Below are 16,780 nucleotides of genomic sequence, written 5' to 3' on the forward strand. Positions count from 1 at the left end.
CTCAGACCGCCAGGTAGCCGCCGTCGACCGGCAGCACCACGCCGTTGACGTAGCTGGCCATCGAGGACGCGAGAAAGACGACCGGCCCGGCGATCTCGTCGGCCTCGCCGTGGCGCTTGACGGGCACGCGGCTCAGGTACCAGTCGGTGCCGTGCTCGGTCTCGCGCTGGCCCGCCGTCATGTCGGTCACCATGAGGCCCGGCGCCACCGCGTTCACGCGCACGCCGTAGGGCGCCAGATCGCGCGCCAGCACCTGCGTGAGCGACCGCACGCCGCCCTTGGCCACCACGTAGCCGGCCGACGAGATGCCCGCGCCGAAGGCCACGATGGACGACAGGTTCACGATGTTCCCCTGCGTGCGCTTGAGCGCCGGCACGAAGGACTGCGTGACGTTGAACACGCCCTGCAGGTTGACCGACATCACGCGGTCCCAGGCCTCGCGCGCGCCAGGCTCGTCGAACTTCGAACGCTGCGAGATGCCCGCGTTGTTCACCAGGATGTCGATGTCGCCGTGCGACGCCGCAACGCGCGCGGCGAGCGCATCGACCGCCGCCGCGTCGCTTACGTCGACGCTCTCGGCGTCGGCGCGCCCGCCCGCTTCGCGGATCGACGCGGCCACCTGCTGCGCAACGCCGAGGTCGCGGTCCACCACCAGCACGCGGGCGCCTTCGCTGGCCATGCGGCGCGCGATGGCCTCGCCCAGGCCGCGCGCGGCGCCGGTGACGAGGGAGAGTTTGTCTTGATGAAGCATGAAAGATTCCTTCGTTGAAGCGGCGTCTGACGCTTGAATCAGACGCCGAGGTAGGCGCGGCGCACGGCCTCGTCGCTGGCGAGCTGCGCGGCGGGGCCGTGCAGCGAGATCTCGCCGTTCTCCAGGATGTAGCCGTAGCTGGCCACCGCCAGCGCGAGCTGCACGTTCTGCTCGACCAGCAGGATGGTGATCTTCTGCTCGCGGTGCAGCCGTTCGATGATTCCGAACATCTGCTCCACCAGCAGCGGCGACAGGCCCATCGAGGGTTCGTCGAACAGCATCACGCGCGGCCTGGCCATCACGGCGCGGCCGATGGCCAGCATCTGCTGCTCGCCGCCCGACAGCGTGGCCGCCATCTGGCCCTGCCGCTCCTTCAGGCGCGGGAACATCGCGTACACCGCCTCCAGGTCGTTGCGGATGCCCGCGCGGTCGCGCCGCAGATAGGCGCCCAGATCGAGGTTCTCGCGCACGCTCATGTCGCGGAACACCTGGCGGCCTTCGGGCACCTGCACGATGCCGCGCTTGACCAGCGCGTCGGAGCCGAGCCGGTCGATGCGCTCGCCGCCGAGCCGCACCTCGCCCTCGGTGCAGTCCACCAGGTTGGAGATGCAGTTCAGCGTGGTGGTCTTGCCCGCGCCGTTGCTGCCGAGCAGCGCGACGATCTCGCCCTCGGGCACGTCGACCGACACGTTGCACAGCGCCTGGATGCGGCCGTACGCGGCCGAGATGGCGCGCAGGGACAACAGTGCTTCAGCCATGCGCGGCTCCCATCGCGTTTGCATTTGCGTTTGCTTTTCCCTTGCCCAGGTAGGCCTCGATGACCCGCGCATTGCTGCCGATTTCCGAAGGCGTGCCCTCGGCGATCTTCTCGCCGAAGGCCATCACGGTGATGCGGTCCGAGATGGACATCACCAGCTGCATCACGTGCTCCACCAGCAGCACGGTGATGCCGTCGCGCGCCACCAGCTCCTTCAGCAGCCGGTCGAGGCTTTCGATCTCGCGGTTGCGCAGGCCGGCCGCGGGCTCGTCGAGCAGCAGCAGCTTGGGCTTGATGGCCAGCGCGCGCGCCAGCTCCAGCAGCTTCTGGCGGCCGAAGTCGAGGTCGCGCGCGGGCTGGTGGCGCTCGTCGGCCAGGCCCACGCGCTCCAGCAGGTGCAGCGCGAAGTCTTCGGTCTCGCGGTCGGGCCGGCGCAGCAGCCGCCCCAGCGTGTTGGCGCCGCGCGAGTGGGTGCCCAGCAGCACGTTCTCCAGCACCGACAGCTCGGCGAACAGCTCCAGGTTCTGGAAGGTGCGCGCGATGCCCAGCGATGCCATGCGGTGCGGCGACACGCGCGTGAGCTCCTGGCCTTCGAAGGTGACGCTGCCGCTGCTGGGCGTGTAGAAGCGCGAGATGCAGTTGAAGGTGGTCGACTTGCCCGCGCCGTTGGGCCCGATGAGCGCATGGATGCGGCCCTGCTCCACCTGGAACGAGAGGCCGTTCACCGCCTTCAGGCCGCCGAACACCACGCTGATGTCGCGCACGTCGAGGAATGCGGTCGCGCTCATGCGGGCTTTCCTTCGGCGGTCGAAGCCACGGTGACGGAGGTCGAACGCTGCGCCTTGCGCCGCGCCACGAACAGCGAGGCCATGCCCTTGGGCAGGAACATCATGAAGAGCATGAGGATGCCGCCGTAGATGATTTCCTGGTACGACGGGGCCTGGCGCAGCAGCTCCGACGCCAGCCCGAACACGATGGCGCCGGCCACCGCGCCGCGCACCGAGCCGAGGCCGCCCACCACCACCATCGTGAGGATCAGGATGGTGGTCTGGAAGCCCAGGCTCTCGGGATGGATGAACGAGGTGAACAGCGTGTACATGCCGCCCGCCACGCCCGCGAAGGCGGCCGACAGCACGAAGGCCGTGACCTTCACCGTGCGCGTGTTCACGCCCATGGCCACCGCCGCCACGTCGCTCTCGCGCACCGCGCGGAACGACGAGCCCAGCCGCGAGCGCGCGAGCGCCACGGTCAGCCACAGCATCAGCGCCGCGATGGCCACCACGAAGGGATAGGCCTGCAGGTCGTTCAGCAGCTGGTAGCCGCCGAGCGACGCCGGCTTCATCTGCAGCCCGTTCGAGCCGTTGGTGACGGACTCCCAGTTCAAAAATACCCACTGCATGGCCTCGCCGAAGGCGAAGGTGGCCAGCGCCAGGTAGATGTCGCGCATGCGCAGCGCCAGCAGCCCGATGACCCAGCCCAGCGCGGCCGACAGCACCGCGCCCGCGAGGATGGAGACGAAGAACGGCGGCTGCCAGTGGTTGTTGATGAGGCCGGCGGTGTAGATGCCGATGCCGAAGAAGGCCGCGTGCGACAGCGCGAACTGGCCCGTCTCGCCGATGACCAGGTGCATGCCGAGCGCGAGCACGCTGAACACCATCAGCAGGTTGACCACGTACAGCACGTAGCCGCTGGTGGTGAAGGGCAGCACCGCGAGCACCACGGCCATGCCGAGCAGCACGGCGCGGTCCCACCACGGGGAAGCGGCGGAGGAAGCCATGGGGGAGGAAACCGACGACGCGCTCATACCTTCTTCACCTGGGGCTTGCCGCCCAGCAGCCCTTGCGGACGCACCAGCAGCACCACCATGATCGCCACGAAGGGCGCCACCACGATGGCATTGGACGAAATGAAAAGCCCCACCAGGTTCTCGACGATGCCGATGATGAAGCCGCCGACCACCGCGCCCGGCAGGCTGGTGAAGCCGCCCACGATGGCCGCCGCGTAGGCCAGGATCGCGATGTGGCCGATGTCGGGCGTGATCAGGATCTTGGGCGTGATGAGCAGCGCCGAGATGGCCGAGATGACGCCCGTGAGCGCCCAGATCTTCATGCGGATGGTGCCCAGCTTCACGCCCACGATCTGCGCGCCGCGCGGGTTCATGCCCACCGCGCGCATGGCCTGGCCGGTGCGGGTGCGCGTGAACATCAGGTACAGCAGCACCATCACCACCACGGCCGAGCCGAAGATGGCCAGGTCGAGCAGCGTGAGCGAGGCCTGCCCGATCATGATCGGGTCCTGCGGCACCAGCGAGGGCAGCGAACGCGGCGTGTCGCCCAGGCCGGTCTTGCGCACCAGGCCCTTGAGCAGGTACGCGAAGCCCAGCGTGGCGATGACCAGCTGCACGCCCACGCCGCGCGAGGCGGTCACGCGCTGCATCACCACGCGCTGGAACGCCGCGGCCAGCAGTGCGGTGACCACGATGCTCGCGAGCACCGCGGCCCAGTAGGGCCAGCCCCACACCACCAGCGGGAAGAGCGCGGCGTAGCCGCCGGCCATGAAGATTTCGCCTTGCGAGAAGTTCGGCACGTCGGTGGTCTTGAAGACCATGACGATCGCCACCGCGAGCAGCGCGTAGACGCTGCCCGTGACGATGCCGGACAGCACGCCCTGCTGCACAAAAAGCCAGATGTCGGAGAGGCTCATGAATTGCCCGCCGCCCTCAGGGCTTGTACTTCCACACGCTCTTGTAGCTGCCCGGCACCAGTGCCATGTTGCTGCCGTCGAACTTGATGTAGATGGCCGATTCCTGCGCGGCGCGATCGTCGGGGCCGAACTCGATCGGGCCGGCCATCACGCCGGAGTCGAACTTCATGGTCGACAGCGCCGTGAGCACCTTCTCGCGCGTGGGGCTGGGGCCGGCGGCCTTCAGCGCGTTGACCACGGCCATGGCCGAAGGGATGCCGTACGGCATGTAGGCCTGCGGGTAACCGGGCTTGGCGGCCAGCTCGGGGTATGCGGCCTTGTACATGTCGTACACCCACTTGAGCTTGGGACCGCCGGGCACGTCGGCCAGCACTTCCTGGATGTAGACGTTCTTGAAGGCGTCCTTGTTGCCCACGTTCTCCACCAGCTGCTTCAGGTCGGCGGTGGAGTTCACGGCCAGCACGATGGGCTTGTTGAAACCGAGCTCGAAGGCGCGCTTGACGATCAGGCTCACCGGGCGTGCGTAGGTGGTGAGCAGCAGCACGTCGGGGTTGGCCGCCTTGATCTTCAGCATGGGCGCCGTGACGTCGGTGATGTTCGGGTTGACCGACTGCACCTGCAGGTCGATGCCGCCGAGCGCCTTGGCCTGCGCCTGGGCCGACTCGAGGTTCCAGCCGCCGTAGGCGTCGTCGTGGTTGATGTAGCCGATCTTCTTGGCCTTGAGCTGCTCGCTGGCGAACTGCACCATGGAGCCGCCCACGGCGTGCTGCGAGATGGAGAACGCGCCGTAGATGTACTTCGACGGCGGGTACAGCGCGCCGTCGCCCGAGGCGTTGAGCATGACCAGCGGGATCTTCGCGCGCTCCACGTATTCGCGCGCGCCCACCACCGCGGCCGAGCAGGAGCCGCCGTTCAGCAGGAACACCTGGTCCTGCTCGGTGAGCTTCTTCACCGCGGCCAGCAGATCGTTGGCGTTGCAGCGGTCGTCTTCCACCACGAGCTCGATCTTGCGGCCGTTCACGCCGCCTTCCTTGTTGATCTTGTCGTAGTACATCTTCGCGGCGTTGATCACGTCGAAGCCGTAGTTCATCGAGGCGCCCGACATCGGCGAGAACATGCCGATCTTGATGGTCTTGTCGGTGAGGCCGGGTTCGGCCTGCGCCAGCGCCGCGGGGGCGAGCGCGCACAGTGCCGCACCCATGGCCCAGGGTGCCATGGCCGAAATCAGGAAGTTCTTTTTCATGAGCTGTCTCCGTTGGAATGAAGGGGTGGAAGGACTGCGCGGGGTCACTGCATGCGGTAGCCGCCGTTGACGTCGATCACGTTGCCCGTGATGTACGCCGCCTGCTCGGACACGAGGTAGTCGACCGCGCCGGCCACGTCGTCGACCGTGCCGATGCGACCGAGCGGAATGTTGGCCGCCGCCGCCGCGAGCGCGCCGCTGCTCTGCACGGTGCCGCGCAGCATGTCGGTGTCGATGAGGCCCGGGGCCACCGAATTGACGGTGACGCCCATGTGCGCCGACTCGCGCGCCATGGCCTTGGTGAGGCCCAGCACCGCCGACTTGGCGCCGATGTAGGTGGCGCTGGAGCGGTAGCCGCCGAGCTGCGCCGCCACCGAGCCGAAGGTGACGATGCGCCCGTGCGCCACGGGCGCGGCCTCGCGCCGGCGCAGGTAGGCGCGCCCGCACAGGAACACGCTGCGCGCGTTCACGGCGAAGGTGCGCTCCCAGTCCTCCAGCGAGGTGTCCTTGATGAGCGAGCGTTCGCCGCCGGGCATCAGCAGGATGCCGGCCACGCAGACCAGCGCGGCCACGGGGCCGATGCTGCCTTCGATGTCGTCGAACGCGGCCTCGACGGCGGCTTCGTCGCTCACGTCGAACTGGCGGAAGTGATGGAAGCCGGGCTCGGCGCCCAGCGATTGCGCCACGGCGCGGGCGTTGCCGCCGTCGATGTCGGCCACGACGACGCGAAAGCCGCTGGCCGCGAGGCGCCGGCACACGGCCTCGCCGATGCCCCGGCCGCCGCCGGTCACGAGGGCCAGCCGGCCGTGGGGTTGTGCATGATGGTCCGCCATGGGCTGCAAGGTCTCCGGGCCGCTTCGGGGGCGGCTTGAAAGTTGATAGAGGATCGCATTGTGTATACATGACAACATCCGTGCGCCCTCGTTTTCCCTAATAACTTGAACTATCGTCCCAATTTACGGGCATCATGTATACCTGACATGGACACACTCTCCCAACAAGTCACAGAGACGCTGCGCACCTGGATCCTTCACGGGCGGCTCGCGCCGGGCATGCGCGTGGAGGAGGTGCCGATCGCGGAAAGCCTCAAGGTGTCGCGCACGCCGGTGCGCGCCGCGCTGGCCGCGCTGGCGATGGAAGGGCTGATCGACCACCAGCCGAAGAAGGGCTACCTGGTGCGCTCGTTCGCGCTGGAGGACATCCTCGCGGCGTACGAGGTGCGTTCGGTGCTCGAGGGGCTGGCCTGCCGGCGCTTCGCGGCGCTGGGGGTGGACGACGCCACGGCCGCGTTGCTGCGCGAATGCCTGCGCGAAGGCGACGACATACTTGCGAAGGGCCAGCTGCTGCTGGACGACCTGGCGCCCTACCAGCAGATGAACGTGAAGCTGCACAACACGCTGATGCACGGGGCGCGCAACCCGTGGGTGATGCGCTTCGGCGCGCAGGCGCAGGCCGTGCCGTTCGCGTCGGACCGCATCATGCTGTGGAACGACCACGGCGTGATCCTGCGCTCGCACGACGACCACCACCGCATCGTGCAGGCGGTGATTTCAGGGGACTCCGCGCGCGCCGAGCAGCTGATGCGCGAGCACGTGTACTACGCGGGCATCCTGCTGCGCGACAACTACCAGCGGCTGCTGGACGAGCGCAGCCGCGAGGGGCTGCTGCCCACGCTCATGAACGAGCGGCCGGCTTCCTGATGCGCAGCATGCCCTCCTGCGCGGCCGAGGCCACCAGGCGGCCGTCGCGCGAGTAGAGGCTGCCGCGGCACAGGCCGCGCGCGCCGCCGGCGCTGGGCGAGTCGAGCACGTACAGCAGCCAGTCGTCCATGCGGAAATCGCGGTGGAACCACATGGCGTGGTCCAGGCTGGCCGGGCGCACCTGGCCGCTCATGAAGCTCAGGCCGTGCGGCAGCATGGCGGCGCGCAGCAGGCCGTGGTCGGAGGCATAGGCCAGCAGCGCGCGGTGCACCATCGGGTCGTCGGGCAGCGGCGCGATGGCGCGCATCCAGATGGCGCTCTGCGCCGAGGTGGGGCGCGCCAGCGGTGCGATCAGGTCCTCGGCGTCGACCCGGCGGTACTCAATGCCGTGCGGCTGGGTCGCCTTGGCGCGCCAGGGGTCGGGCAGGCGGTCGCCCAGGGCGATGCGCTGGTCGAGCTCGCTCACGAGGCCGTCGGGGCCTTCCACCTCGGGCATGTCGAACTGGTGCTCGACGCCGTCGTCCACGGTCTGGAACGAGGCCGACATCTCGAAGATGATGCGCTCCTGCTGGCGCGCCACCACGTGGCGGGTGGTGAAGCTGCGGCCGTCGCGCACGCGGTCCACGCTGTACTCGATGGGCGCATGTTCGCCCGGCAGCAGGAAGTAGGCGTGCATCGAATGCACGGGGCGCTCGGCGCCCACGGTGAGGCTGGCGGCCATCAGCGATTGGCCCAGCACCTGGCCGCCGAACACGGCGGGGGTGCCGATGTCCTCGCTCTGGGCCAGGAAGCGGTCGCCGCCCAGTGGCTCGAGCTGCATGAGCGCGACGAGTTCGTTGACGAGGTGGGAGGCGGTGGCGGGGTCGATGATCATCGGGGGAACAGTCCGGGGCTGGCAAGAAAGCAACCCTCAACCATAGCAAAGCCCGGGCCCGGGGGCTGTCGCGGGCCGGTCAGCCGGGCTCCAGGCCCGCTCTCCCCCTGCTTTTGCCCCTGCTTTCGCCCCTTGTTTCGCCCGGCCTACTTGTAGAAGCACACGCCCATCAGGCGCGCGCTGCAGCCGGCGTCCGTGCCGCCCTGCACCACGCGCACCGGCACGCCGCCCAGCAGCATCGAGCCGTCGTCGGCATACACCAGCGGCGAGGGCGCGGCCTTGCTGAAAGGGCCGCTGAGGGTTTCCTGCTCGACGTACTTGAGGTACTGGCGCCGCGAGAAATCGACCTTGTCGGCCGACTTCAGCGGTGCCGCCTCGTAGCGCTTGCCGTAGACGGTGCCGAAGTAGCGCAGCGCCGGCCCGGTGCGGTCGCCGTACTTCACGTCGGCCTTCGCGAAACCGGTCTGGACCAGGAAGCTGCGGTCTTCGGGCGTCAGGTCGGCGTCGAAGGCCATCAGCACGTACTGGCCCTCGAAGCTCTGGTTGCGCGCCACCTTGAATTCGCCGATCAGCGCGGGCACGACCTTGGCGCGGCCGTCCCAGCGCAGCAGCGCCGCCACCGAAGGGTCGCCATCGAACACGTAGTGGTAGTTCTCGCCGGCAAGGGCGACCTTGCGGCCGTCCTTGGCCGCCACGAAGCTCAGCAGCCGGTCCTTGCCGTGGACGGGGTCGCCTTCGGGGGTGCTGGCACAGCCCACCTGCAACAGGCCGAGGGCGGCGCAGGACAGCGCCAGGAAGATGCGACGCGCGGGGGTCGGCAACGAAGGGAGGTGCACGGTTCGTCCGGGGTTGGAGTTCATCAAGCCCCGGACTCTAGCGCGCCGCCGCTTCGTCCTGGATTTACCGTCAGCGGTCGAGGTCGGCGCCGTCGGCCGCCAGCTTCGTCTGCAGCGCCGCCACGTCCACGTGGGCGAACGTGCCGCCGCCCAGCGAGGCGGCCGCCGTGCCCGCGGCCTGCCCCATGACGAAGCAGCCGCCGCTGGCGCGCGCGGCCGACTGGCCTTCGTGCGTCATCGACGCGCAGCGGCCCGCCACCAGCAGGTTGTCCACCGTCTGCGGCACCAGCATGCGCCACGGCAGGTGGTTGTAGGCATTGGCTTCGTCGCGCGGGAAGGCCCACTCGATGCGGCCGTCGGCGTGCATTTCCATCGGCCAGGCGTTCAGGCCGATGTTGTCGTCGAACCTGGCCGAACCCAGGATGTCCTCGCGCTGCAGCGCGTACAGCCCCTGGATGCGCCGCGTCTCGCGGATGCCGACCTGCGGCGCGATCTCCACGATGGCCGACTGCGCGAAGCCCGGCACCTCGGCCTGGAGGAACTGGAAGTACGCGGCGATCTGGCGGCGGCCCTCGAGCTCGCCCTCGGTCAGCTCGCGCGCGTCGACGCCGTTCATCGCGTGGCCCTGGGCGTTGCGGATCTGCGTGACGTTGGCGCGCCACTCGCGCGGGTCCTTGTTGGGCCGCAGGATGGCGCCTTCGCGCGGAAACTTGTAGACGCCCGGCTTCTGCGCCTCGGTGCGCGCCATGTAGTCGTTGATGGCCTTGAACTCGCCCACCGCTTCCAGCGCGGCCGGCGCGTCGACCTGGCCGATGCGGAACATGGTGGTCGGGAACAGCCCGCTGCCGTGGCCGTCGCCCACCTCGAAGGGCACGCCCGCGAAGGCGGCCACGTCGGCGTCGCCGCTGGCGTCGACGAAGGCGTTGGCGCGAATGGCCTGGCGGCCCGACTTGGTCTCGACCACCAGCGCGGCAATGCGGTTGCCGTCGCGGATCACCGCGGCCGCGTAGGCATGGAACAGCAGTTTCACGCCGGCGCCGTCGAGCAACTGGTCGGCGGCCAATTTGTACGCCGAGGTGTCGTACGAGCGCACGCAGATGCGCCCGCCCATGCCGTTCTGCGGGTCGTTCATGCCGTTGAGCGCGGCGATGCGCTCGATCAGCTCGTCGACCACGCCGTGCACCAGCTGCGTCATCTCGCCCTTGCGCTTGCCGTACAGGCCCGCGAAGTTGGTCACGCCGCCGGCGGTGCCCATGCCGCCGAGGAAGCCGTAGCGCTCCACCAGCAGCGTGTGGGCGCCATGGCGCGCGGCGCTCACGGCCGCGGCAATGCCGGCGGGGCCGCCGCCGACCACCACCACGTCGTAGTCGCCGAACACCGGCAGCTCGCGCGCCGGCTCATGCAATGTCTGGGCGCTCATCACTGCAACTTGATGCCGCGGGCCGAGATGATCCTGGTCATGATGGCCGCCTCGTCGTTCACGCGCGTGCGCATGCCGTCCGGCGAGGTGCCCACGGCCTGCCAGCCTTGCTCGAAGAGCTTGCGGCGCACGTCCGGGTCCTTCATGACCACTTCGAGTTCGCGGCTGATGCGCGCCTGCGCGGTCTTCGACAGGTTGGCCGGGCCCAGCAGCGCCACCCACACCTCGAGGTTGAAATCCTTCACGCCGGCGTCGGCCAGCGGCGGGATCTCGGGCACCAGCGCGCTGCGCCCGCCCGTGAGGCCGATGGCCTTGAGCTTGCCGGCCCTGATCTGGGGCATGGCCACGCCTGGCGGGATCAGGCCCATCTGCACCTGGTCGCCCAGCATGGCGGTGATGACCTGCGGGTTGCCCTGGTAGGGCACGTGCTCGGGCTTGAAGCCGTTCACGCGGGTCTTGAGCAGTTCCATGCCCAGGTGGCCGACCGAGCCGATGCCCACCGAGCCGTAGTTCCACTTGTCGCCGCCCTTGCGCGCGGCGTCGAAGAAGGCGGTGCCCGAGGGCAGGTTGTTCTGCGCCACCAGCACCAGCGGGGCCGTGGCGATCAGCGACAGGTAGGTGAAGTCCTTGACCGGGTCGTACGGCAGCTTGGGGTACAGCATCTTCGACGACGTGAGGTTGCCGTTGATGACGATGCCCAGCGTGTGGTCGTCGGTGGCCTTGGCCACCTGGTCGGCCGCGATGTTGCCCGAGGCGCCGGCCTTGTTGTCCACCACGATAGGCTGGCCCAGCGCCTTGGACAGCGGCTCGGCGATGGTGCGCGCCGCGATGTCGGGGGTGGAGCCGCCCGGGAAGCCCACCAGCAGGCGGATCGGCTTGGTCGGCCAGGCGGCGTTCTGTGCGCTGGCGGTCATCGGCAACGCGGTGGCGGCGGCCAGGCCGCAGGCAATCAGGAGGGCTCTCTTGGTGGCTTGCATGGAAATGTGAAAAATTGTCAAAAAAACGAAGGGGCCAGCTTAACTGCCGAACGGAACACAGGGCAAGGCGAGCCCCCCGTCACGGCCCTAGTCGAGGCTGATGTTGCCCCTGCGCACCAGCTCGCCGTACACCTTCGACTTGGCCTCGGCATTGCGCTCGATCTCCTCGGGCGACCAGGCCAGCGGCTCGAAGGCGAAGGTGTCGAAGCGGGCGCGGATCTCGGGGTCGGCGATGACCTTGGCCACGTCGGCATTGATCTTCGCCTTGATGGCCGCCGGCACGCCCTTGGGCGCGAGCAGCGACACGAACGAATTGACCTCCAGCGAGGCCGGACCGCCCGCCTCGGCCATGGTGGGCACGTCGGGCATCTGCGGAATGCGCCTAGCCGCGGCCACCGCGATGTAGCGCAGCTTGCCGGCCTTGTAGATGCCCTGGCTCGAGGGAATGCTCGCGAAGGCCCACGGCACGTCGCCGGCGCCCACGTTGGCGTACAGCTGCGACACCTCGCGGTACGGCGCGTGGCGCATGCGGATGCCGGTGAGCGCCTCCAGCTGCTGCGCGCCCAGGTGGCCGGGGCTGCCCACGCCCCAGGAGCCGTAGACCACCGCGTCGGGCTCGGCCTTGGCGGCGGCGATCAGGTCGGCCATGGTCTTCCACTTCGACTCGCTGCCCACGGCCACGAAGAAGGGCGTGCGAAACAGCGAGGCCACCGGGTCGAAGTGCTGCAGCGTCACGAAGTTCTTCGACTTGTACAGGTGCGGCAGCGCGGCGATGTGCTCGCTGTCCAGCTGCAGCAGGGTGTAGCCGTCGGGCGCGGCGCGGCGGGCCTGGTCGATGGCGATGAAGCCGCCGCCGCCGGGCTTGTTGTCGATCAGCACGCGCTGGTTCCACAGGCGCGAGAGCTTGTCGGAGACCAGGCGCAGCACGGCGTCGGGGCCACTGCCCGCGGCAAAGGGCGTGACCACGGTCACGGGCTTGCTGGGGTAGTCGGACTGGGCCAGTGCCCCCGTGGCCGCTGCCAGGCCCCAAAGGCCGGTCAGCAGTGCGCGCGAAAAGTTCATGTCGTTTGTCTCCTGGGCGTTCACCTGAATGGTGGCCTCGTTGGTTATGAATGATGAAAGAAACAGGTGTCAGTGCGGCGAAAGCACCGCGGCAGTCTCGGCGTCGGCCTTGGCCTCGGCCGTCGCCGTCACGGGACGCAGCGCCCCGGGCGCGTCGTCCAGGCAGTGTTCGGGCCGCCAGGCATAGAGCCACTCGACGGCATCGTAGAAGCGTTCGGGCGAGCGCCCCACCCACAGGCTGTTGCGCACCAGGCGCTCCACGCCCTTGGCGTGGTACAGGCGCCCCATTTCGCGCACCGACAGCACCACGCGCGCCGTGCGGGCGACGCGCGCCGCCTCGTACAGCTTGAACGCGGCGGGCATGTCGAAGCCGCAGGCCTTCACGGCCTCGCCGAGGGTCACGGCGTCCTCGAGCGCCATGCAGGCGCCCTGCGCCAGGTACTGCATCATGGGATGCGCCGCGTCGCCCAGCAGCGTGGCCGCGCCGTCGCTCCAGCGGCCGACCGGGTCGCGGTCGGCGGTGCTCCAGCGGCGCCACGAGGTCGGGCGGTCGAGCAGCTGGCGCGGGCGCGCGTGCACGCCTTCGAAGTACGACAGCACTTCTTCCTTGCTGCCGTCGGTCACGCCCCACTCTTCCGCTTCGCGGCTGTGGAAGGTGACGACCAGGTTGTATTGCTCGCCATGGCGCAGCGGGTAGTGCACCAGGTGGCAGTCGGGGCCGGCCCAGACCACGGGCGCGTTCCAGCGCAGGTCGGCCGGCATGCAGTCCGCCGGCACCACGGCGCGGTAGACCACGTGGCCCGACACGCGCGGCGCATCGCCGATGAGCCTGGCGCGCACCACCGACTTCACGCCGTCGCAGCCGACGATGGCGTCGGCCTTGAACTGGCGGCCGTCCTTGGTGACCGCCGTCACGCCCTGCCCGCTCGTGTCGATAGCCTCGACCTGCGCGGAGGTGTGGAAGCGGATCAGCGGATGCTGCTTCACCGCCTCGTGGATCGCGCCGTGCAGGTCGGCGCGGTGGCTCACCGCATAAGGATTCTTGAACCGCGCGCGAAAGGCCTCGCCCACCGGCACCGAGGCGACCTCGGCGCAATCGACGGCGTCCATCATCACCAGCCGGTCGGTGAACACCGAGCCCTTGCGCACCGCCTCGCCCACGCCCAGCGCATCGAGCGCGGCGAAGGCGTTGGGGCCGAGCTGCAGGCCGGCGCCGATCTCGCCGATGGAGGCACTCTGCTCCAGCAGGTCGATGGCCACGCCCAGGCGCGCGAGCGCCAGCGCGGCGGCCATGCCGCCGATGCCGCCGCCGACCAGCAGCACGGTGGGCGGGTTCTTCGTCGTGGATGCGGCGGTGGCGGTGCTGGCGGTCATGGGCGGCCTCTGCTTTCTCTTTTCTTGTGCGGAATCAGTCGATGCGGACCGTGAGCGACGGCAGGCGCTCGATGCTCACCTTGATCGTCTGGCCGGCCTTCACCGCGCCCACGCCTTCGGGCGTGCCCGTGAAGATCAGATCGCCGGGCTGCAGCGTGAAGAGCGTCGACAGGTTGGCGATGACCTCGTTCACCGACCAGATCAGGTGCGTGATGTCGCTGCTCTGGCGCACCTGGCCGTCGACTTCGAGCGTGATGGCGCCGGCGCTGATCTCGCCCACGTCGGCCAGCGTGCGCAGCGGCGCGATGGGCGCGGAGAAGTCGAAGGCCTTGCCGATTTCCCACGGGCGGCCCTGCTCGCGCATCTTCATCTGCAGGTCGCGGCGGGTCATGTCCAGGCCCACGGCATAGCTGTGGATGTGGCTGGCGGCCTGCTCGACCGGAATGTCCTTGCCGCCCTTGCCGATGGCCACCACCAGCTCGGCTTCGTAGTGGTAGTTGCTGGTGAGCGGCGGGTACGGCACGGCGCCGGTCGCGCCTTCGGCCACCGGCACCACCGAGGCGTCGTCGTTCGGCTTGCAGAAGAAGAACGGCGGCTCGCGGTCGGGGTCGAAGCCCATCTCGCGTGCGTGCGCGGCGTAGTTGCGGCCCACGCAGTAGACGCGGCGCACGGGGAACTGCTTGTCGGAGCCGGCGATGGGCAGGCCGACGATGGAAGGGGGCGTGAAGACGAAGGACATGGAGGCTCCTGCCGCGCGGGGCGGCAACGGTCGAACAAAAACGGGAAGAACGAAAAAAGAAGGGGCGCCTGCGTTCAGGCGCCGGGGATCAGGCTTCTTCCAGGAAGGCTTCGCGCAGGATGCCCATGGCCTGCTGCACGGGGCGGTCGGAGAAGCTGAAGAGCACGGTGTCTTCGCCGGGCGACGACAGCCGCAGCGGCGCCCACGACGGCACCACGAAGGTGTCGCGCGGACCGAAGTCGAAGCGCTGGCCGGCGATCTCGGCCGTGCCGTGGCCCTCGACCACGCTGTACACCGTGCCGTCGGTGGCGCGGTGCGTCCTGCCGGCGAAGCCCTGGGGCAGCAGCTGCAGCTGGGTCGAGATGGTGGGCATCGGCGAGCCGCCCGTGAGCGGGTTGATGTAGCGCAGCTTGTGGCCGAGCCAGGCGTCGGGCGCCTCCTGCTTGTGCAGCTGGGCCAGCGCCTCGCGGCTGCGTGCGTACGGGTAGTTGAAGATGGGCGAGGTGGCCGAGACGTGGTCGTGGCGCACCGGCACCATGTTGTGGCCGAAGCGCGCGAGGCTGTGGCCTTCGGGGCGCGACACGTGCTGCACCTTGGCATCGTCGTTCTCGGCGAAGCCGGCGTCGAAGAAGCGCAGCATCGGGATGTCGAGGCCGTCGAGCCACACCACCGGCTCGACCGTGCCGCCGATGCCTTCGTTGCCATGGTCGTGCCAGGCCCACGAGGGCGTGATGATGAAGTCGCCGGGGTACATGGTGGTGCGCTCGCCGCCCACCGTGGTGTACGCGCCCTTGCCGTCGACGATGAAGCGCAGGGCCGACTGCACGTGGCGGTGCGACGGCGCCACCTCGCCCGGCATGATGAGCTGCAGGCCCGCGTAGATCGACTGCGTGATCGACGAGTTGCCCGGCAGCGCCGGGTTCTCCAGCACCAGCACGCGGCGCACGGCCTCCTCGGCGGTGATGAGATCGGCCGACTCCATCAGCAGCGGGCGGATCTCGTCGTAGCGCCACAGCGCGGGCACGCAGGGCGTCTGCGGTTCGCGCGGCACCAGGGCATGCAGCGACTCCCACAGCGGGGTGAGGTGCAGCGGGGCGATGCGGGCGTAGTAGTCGCGGCGTTCGGCCGCATTGGTTGGCGCGGGTTTCATGGCGTGGTGTGTCTCCGTGGCGGCATTCTTCACCCGCACCACTATTTCCTCAAGACCGGTAGCCAATACACGGAATTCGAAATTTCGATAATGGTGTCTTTCGCCTGAAGAAGCCCCTTTCCATGTCCAAGCTCGATCTCGAATGGCTCGCCGTGTTCGACGAGGTCTACAAGACCGGCAACGTCTCCAGGGCGGCCGAGCGGCTGGGCATGGCGCAGGCCGCGGCCAGCACCGCGCTGAACAAGCTGCGCGCCCACTTCGACGACCGCCTCTTCACCCGCACCGCCCAGGGCATGCAGCCCACGCCGCATGCCGAGCGCATCTACCCGAACCTGCGCGAGGCGCTGGCGCAGCTGGCGCAGGCGCAAGGCAACCGCAGCAGCTTCGAGCCCGCGCAGGCGCAGCGGCGTTTTCGCATCTGCATGACCGACATCAGCGAGGTGGTGCTGCTGCCCGGCCTGCTCGACCACCTGCGGCGCGCGGCGCCGGGGGTGCACATCGAGACCGAGATCATCTCCACGATCAGCGGGCGGCGCCTGCAGGACGGCGAGGTCGACCTGGCCGTGGGCTTCATGCCGCAGCTGGACGCGGGCTTCTACCAGCAGACGCTGTTCATGCAGAACTTCGTCTGCCTGGCGGCGCAGAACCATCCGCGCATCGGCGCGCGGCTCACGCGCAAGCGCTTCGAGGCCGAGGCGCACGCGGTGGTGTCCACGTCGGGCACGGGGCATGCCATCGTCGACACGACCATCGCCCGGCTGGGCCTGAAGCGCGACGTGGTGGTGCGGCTGTCGAGCTTCCTGAGCGTGGCGCGCATCGTGGCGCACACCGAGCTGATCGTGGTGGTGCCGCGCATTTTGGGCAAGGTGCTGGCCACGCAGGAGCCGGTGAAGCTGCTGGAGCCGCCCTTCGCCCTGCCGGCCTACGCCGTGAAGCAGCACTGGCACGAGCGCTTTCATGCCGACCCGGGCAACGCCTGGCTGCGGCGCACGCTGGCGCAGTTGTTCAGCGGGAGCTGAGCGCGCACGCCGGGGCGACGGGCGACGACAGGCGGTGATCGGTGCCGACCAGCGGCGACAGGCGGTGATCGGCACCGACCAGCGGCGACAGGCGGTGATCGACGCCGACCAGCGGCGTCTGGGGGGCATCCGGGCGCTCGCATAATCGCGGCTCCCTACCCCCACAGCCCATCGA

The 16,780-nt window shown here is 69.2% G+C and carries 17 protein-coding genes; 2 read left to right on the forward strand and 15 right to left on the reverse strand.

Annotated elements, in window-relative coordinates; translation table 11 throughout:
* Position 1: 1 nt before the first annotated feature.
* Genes BM013_RS12980 through BM013_RS13010 form a run of 7 tightly spaced genes read right to left on the reverse strand, consistent with a single transcriptional unit; the run spans position 2 to position 6,287 of the window.
* Positions 2-751 (reverse strand): SDR family NAD(P)-dependent oxidoreductase, encoded by a 750-nt coding sequence (locus BM013_RS12980; RefSeq protein WP_093127509.1) that lies wholly within the window; start codon positions 749-751, stop codon positions 2-4.
* 38 nt (positions 752-789) lie between these two features.
* On the reverse strand, positions 790-1,509 hold the full coding sequence (locus BM013_RS12985; RefSeq protein WP_093127511.1) for an ABC transporter ATP-binding protein: 720 nt from the start codon (positions 1,507-1,509) through the stop codon (positions 790-792).
* Positions 1,502-2,296 (reverse strand): ABC transporter ATP-binding protein, encoded by a 795-nt coding sequence (locus tag BM013_RS12990; RefSeq protein ID WP_093127514.1) that lies wholly within the window; start codon positions 2,294-2,296, stop codon positions 1,502-1,504. Before BM013_RS12990 ends, BM013_RS12985 begins: the two co-directional genes overlap by 8 nt.
* Positions 2,293-3,285, reverse strand: a complete 993-nt coding sequence (locus tag BM013_RS12995; protein WP_093214495.1) for a branched-chain amino acid ABC transporter permease — start codon at positions 3,283-3,285, stop codon at positions 2,293-2,295. The genes BM013_RS12990 and BM013_RS12995 overlap by 4 nt, the downstream gene beginning before the upstream one ends.
* A 23-nt stretch (positions 3,286-3,308) precedes the next feature.
* Positions 3,309-4,211: a branched-chain amino acid ABC transporter permease gene (locus BM013_RS13000; protein ID WP_081270710.1), complete on the reverse strand. Its 903-nt coding sequence runs from the start codon at positions 4,209-4,211 to the stop codon at positions 3,309-3,311.
* A 16-nt stretch (positions 4,212-4,227) separates the two neighbouring features.
* Positions 4,228-5,454 carry an ABC transporter substrate-binding protein gene (locus tag BM013_RS13005; protein ID WP_093127520.1) on the reverse strand — a complete coding sequence of 409 codons (1,227 nt, stop codon included), beginning with the start codon at positions 5,452-5,454 and terminating at the stop codon, positions 4,228-4,230.
* Between the two features lie 44 nt (positions 5,455-5,498).
* Entirely contained in the window at positions 5,499-6,287 is a 789-nt protein-coding gene (locus tag BM013_RS13010; protein ID WP_093127523.1) for an SDR family NAD(P)-dependent oxidoreductase, read from the reverse strand.
* 147 nt (positions 6,288-6,434) lie between these two features.
* Between BM013_RS13010 and BM013_RS13015 the strand changes: the two genes are divergently transcribed.
* Positions 6,435-7,154, forward strand: coding sequence for a GntR family transcriptional regulator (locus BM013_RS13015; protein WP_093127526.1), 720 nt, complete (start codon positions 6,435-6,437; stop codon positions 7,152-7,154).
* Here BM013_RS13015 and BM013_RS13020 read toward each other — a convergent pair.
* The 8 genes from BM013_RS13020 to gtdA all read right to left on the reverse strand — a co-directional run bounded on the left by BM013_RS13020 (position 7,129) and on the right by gtdA (position 15,586).
* Positions 7,129-8,028 (reverse strand): acyl-CoA thioesterase, encoded by a 900-nt coding sequence (locus tag BM013_RS13020; RefSeq protein WP_093127529.1) that lies wholly within the window; start codon positions 8,026-8,028, stop codon positions 7,129-7,131. The two genes, BM013_RS13015 and BM013_RS13020, sit on opposite strands and share 26 nt — an antisense overlap.
* Before the next feature lie 146 nt (positions 8,029-8,174).
* Positions 8,175-8,864: a hypothetical protein gene (locus BM013_RS13025; RefSeq protein WP_256219907.1), complete on the reverse strand. Its 690-nt coding sequence runs from the start codon at positions 8,862-8,864 to the stop codon at positions 8,175-8,177.
* 70 nt (positions 8,865-8,934) lie between these two features.
* A complete protein-coding gene (locus tag BM013_RS13030; RefSeq protein ID WP_093127535.1) occupies positions 8,935-10,284 on the reverse strand; it encodes an FAD-dependent oxidoreductase in 1,350 nt (449 codons plus the stop codon).
* Complete coding sequence (locus tag BM013_RS13035; protein ID WP_093127537.1) at positions 10,284-11,261, reverse strand: Bug family tripartite tricarboxylate transporter substrate binding protein; 978 nt, start codon at positions 11,259-11,261, stop codon at positions 10,284-10,286. Before BM013_RS13035 ends, BM013_RS13030 begins: the two co-directional genes overlap by 1 nt.
* A gap of 87 nt (positions 11,262-11,348) precedes the next feature.
* Positions 11,349-12,323: a Bug family tripartite tricarboxylate transporter substrate binding protein gene (locus BM013_RS13040; protein WP_093127540.1), complete on the reverse strand. Its 975-nt coding sequence runs from the start codon at positions 12,321-12,323 to the stop codon at positions 11,349-11,351.
* Positions 12,324-12,392: 69 nt separating this feature from the next.
* Positions 12,393-13,697: a 3-hydroxybenzoate 6-monooxygenase gene (locus BM013_RS13045; protein ID WP_093127543.1), complete on the reverse strand. Its 1,305-nt coding sequence runs from the start codon at positions 13,695-13,697 to the stop codon at positions 12,393-12,395.
* 34 nt (positions 13,698-13,731) lie between these two features.
* Positions 13,732-14,436 carry a fumarylacetoacetate hydrolase family protein gene (locus tag BM013_RS13050; RefSeq protein ID WP_093127546.1) on the reverse strand — a complete coding sequence of 235 codons (705 nt, stop codon included), beginning with the start codon at positions 14,434-14,436 and terminating at the stop codon, positions 13,732-13,734.
* Positions 14,437-14,524: 88 nt separating this feature from the next.
* Positions 14,525-15,586 (reverse strand): gentisate 1,2-dioxygenase, encoded by a 1,062-nt coding sequence (gtdA, locus tag BM013_RS13055; RefSeq protein ID WP_093128098.1) that lies wholly within the window; start codon positions 15,584-15,586, stop codon positions 14,525-14,527.
* Between the two features lie 122 nt (positions 15,587-15,708).
* On the opposite strand from gtdA, the gene BM013_RS13060 reads away from it, so the two are divergent.
* A complete protein-coding gene (locus BM013_RS13060) occupies positions 15,709-16,605 on the forward strand; it encodes a LysR family transcriptional regulator (protein ID WP_093127549.1) in 897 nt (298 codons plus the stop codon).
* Positions 16,606-16,780 lie beyond the last annotated feature (175 nt).

Origin of the sequence: Variovorax sp. OK605, assembly GCF_900115445.1 — a bacterium.
Taxonomy (GTDB): Bacteria; Pseudomonadota; Gammaproteobacteria; order Burkholderiales; family Burkholderiaceae_C; genus Variovorax.

What these genes read in the sequence shown, in the direction of transcription:
- BM013_RS12980 (WP_093127509.1), bottom strand. Translation starts at nt 751, where the DNA reads ATGCTTCATCAAGACAAACTCTCCCTCGTCACCGGCGCCGCGCGCGGC.
- BM013_RS12985 (WP_093127511.1), bottom strand. Translation starts at nt 1,509, where the DNA reads ATGGCTGAAGCACTGTTGTCCCTGCGCGCCATCTCGGCCGCGTACGGC.
- BM013_RS12990 (WP_093127514.1), bottom strand. Translation starts at nt 2,296, where the DNA reads ATGAGCGCGACCGCATTCCTCGACGTGCGCGACATCAGCGTGGTGTTC.
- BM013_RS12995 (WP_093214495.1), bottom strand. Translation starts at nt 3,285, where the DNA reads ATGGCTTCCTCCGCCGCTTCCCCGTGGTGGGACCGCGCCGTGCTGCTC.
- BM013_RS13000 (WP_081270710.1), bottom strand. Translation starts at nt 4,211, where the DNA reads ATGAGCCTCTCCGACATCTGGCTTTTTGTGCAGCAGGGCGTGCTGTCC.
- BM013_RS13005 (WP_093127520.1), bottom strand. Translation starts at nt 5,454, where the DNA reads ATGAAAAAGAACTTCCTGATTTCGGCCATGGCACCCTGGGCCATGGGT.
- BM013_RS13010 (WP_093127523.1), bottom strand. Translation starts at nt 6,287, where the DNA reads ATGGCGGACCATCATGCACAACCCCACGGCCGGCTGGCCCTCGTGACC.
- BM013_RS13015 (WP_093127526.1), top strand. Translation starts at nt 6,435, where the DNA reads ATGGACACACTCTCCCAACAAGTCACAGAGACGCTGCGCACCTGGATC.
- BM013_RS13020 (WP_093127529.1), bottom strand. Translation starts at nt 8,028, where the DNA reads ATGATCATCGACCCCGCCACCGCCTCCCACCTCGTCAACGAACTCGTC.
- BM013_RS13030 (WP_093127535.1), bottom strand. Translation starts at nt 10,284, where the DNA reads ATGAGCGCCCAGACATTGCATGAGCCGGCGCGCGAGCTGCCGGTGTTC.
- BM013_RS13035 (WP_093127537.1), bottom strand. Translation starts at nt 11,261, where the DNA reads ATGCAAGCCACCAAGAGAGCCCTCCTGATTGCCTGCGGCCTGGCCGCC.
- BM013_RS13040 (WP_093127540.1), bottom strand. Translation starts at nt 12,323, where the DNA reads ATGAACTTTTCGCGCGCACTGCTGACCGGCCTTTGGGGCCTGGCAGCG.
- BM013_RS13045 (WP_093127543.1), bottom strand. Translation starts at nt 13,697, where the DNA reads ATGACCGCCAGCACCGCCACCGCCGCATCCACGACGAAGAACCCGCCC.
- BM013_RS13050 (WP_093127546.1), bottom strand. Translation starts at nt 14,436, where the DNA reads ATGTCCTTCGTCTTCACGCCCCCTTCCATCGTCGGCCTGCCCATCGCC.
- gtdA (WP_093128098.1), bottom strand. Translation starts at nt 15,586, where the DNA reads ATGAAACCCGCGCCAACCAATGCGGCCGAACGCCGCGACTACTACGCC.
- BM013_RS13060 (WP_093127549.1), top strand. Translation starts at nt 15,709, where the DNA reads ATGTCCAAGCTCGATCTCGAATGGCTCGCCGTGTTCGACGAGGTCTAC.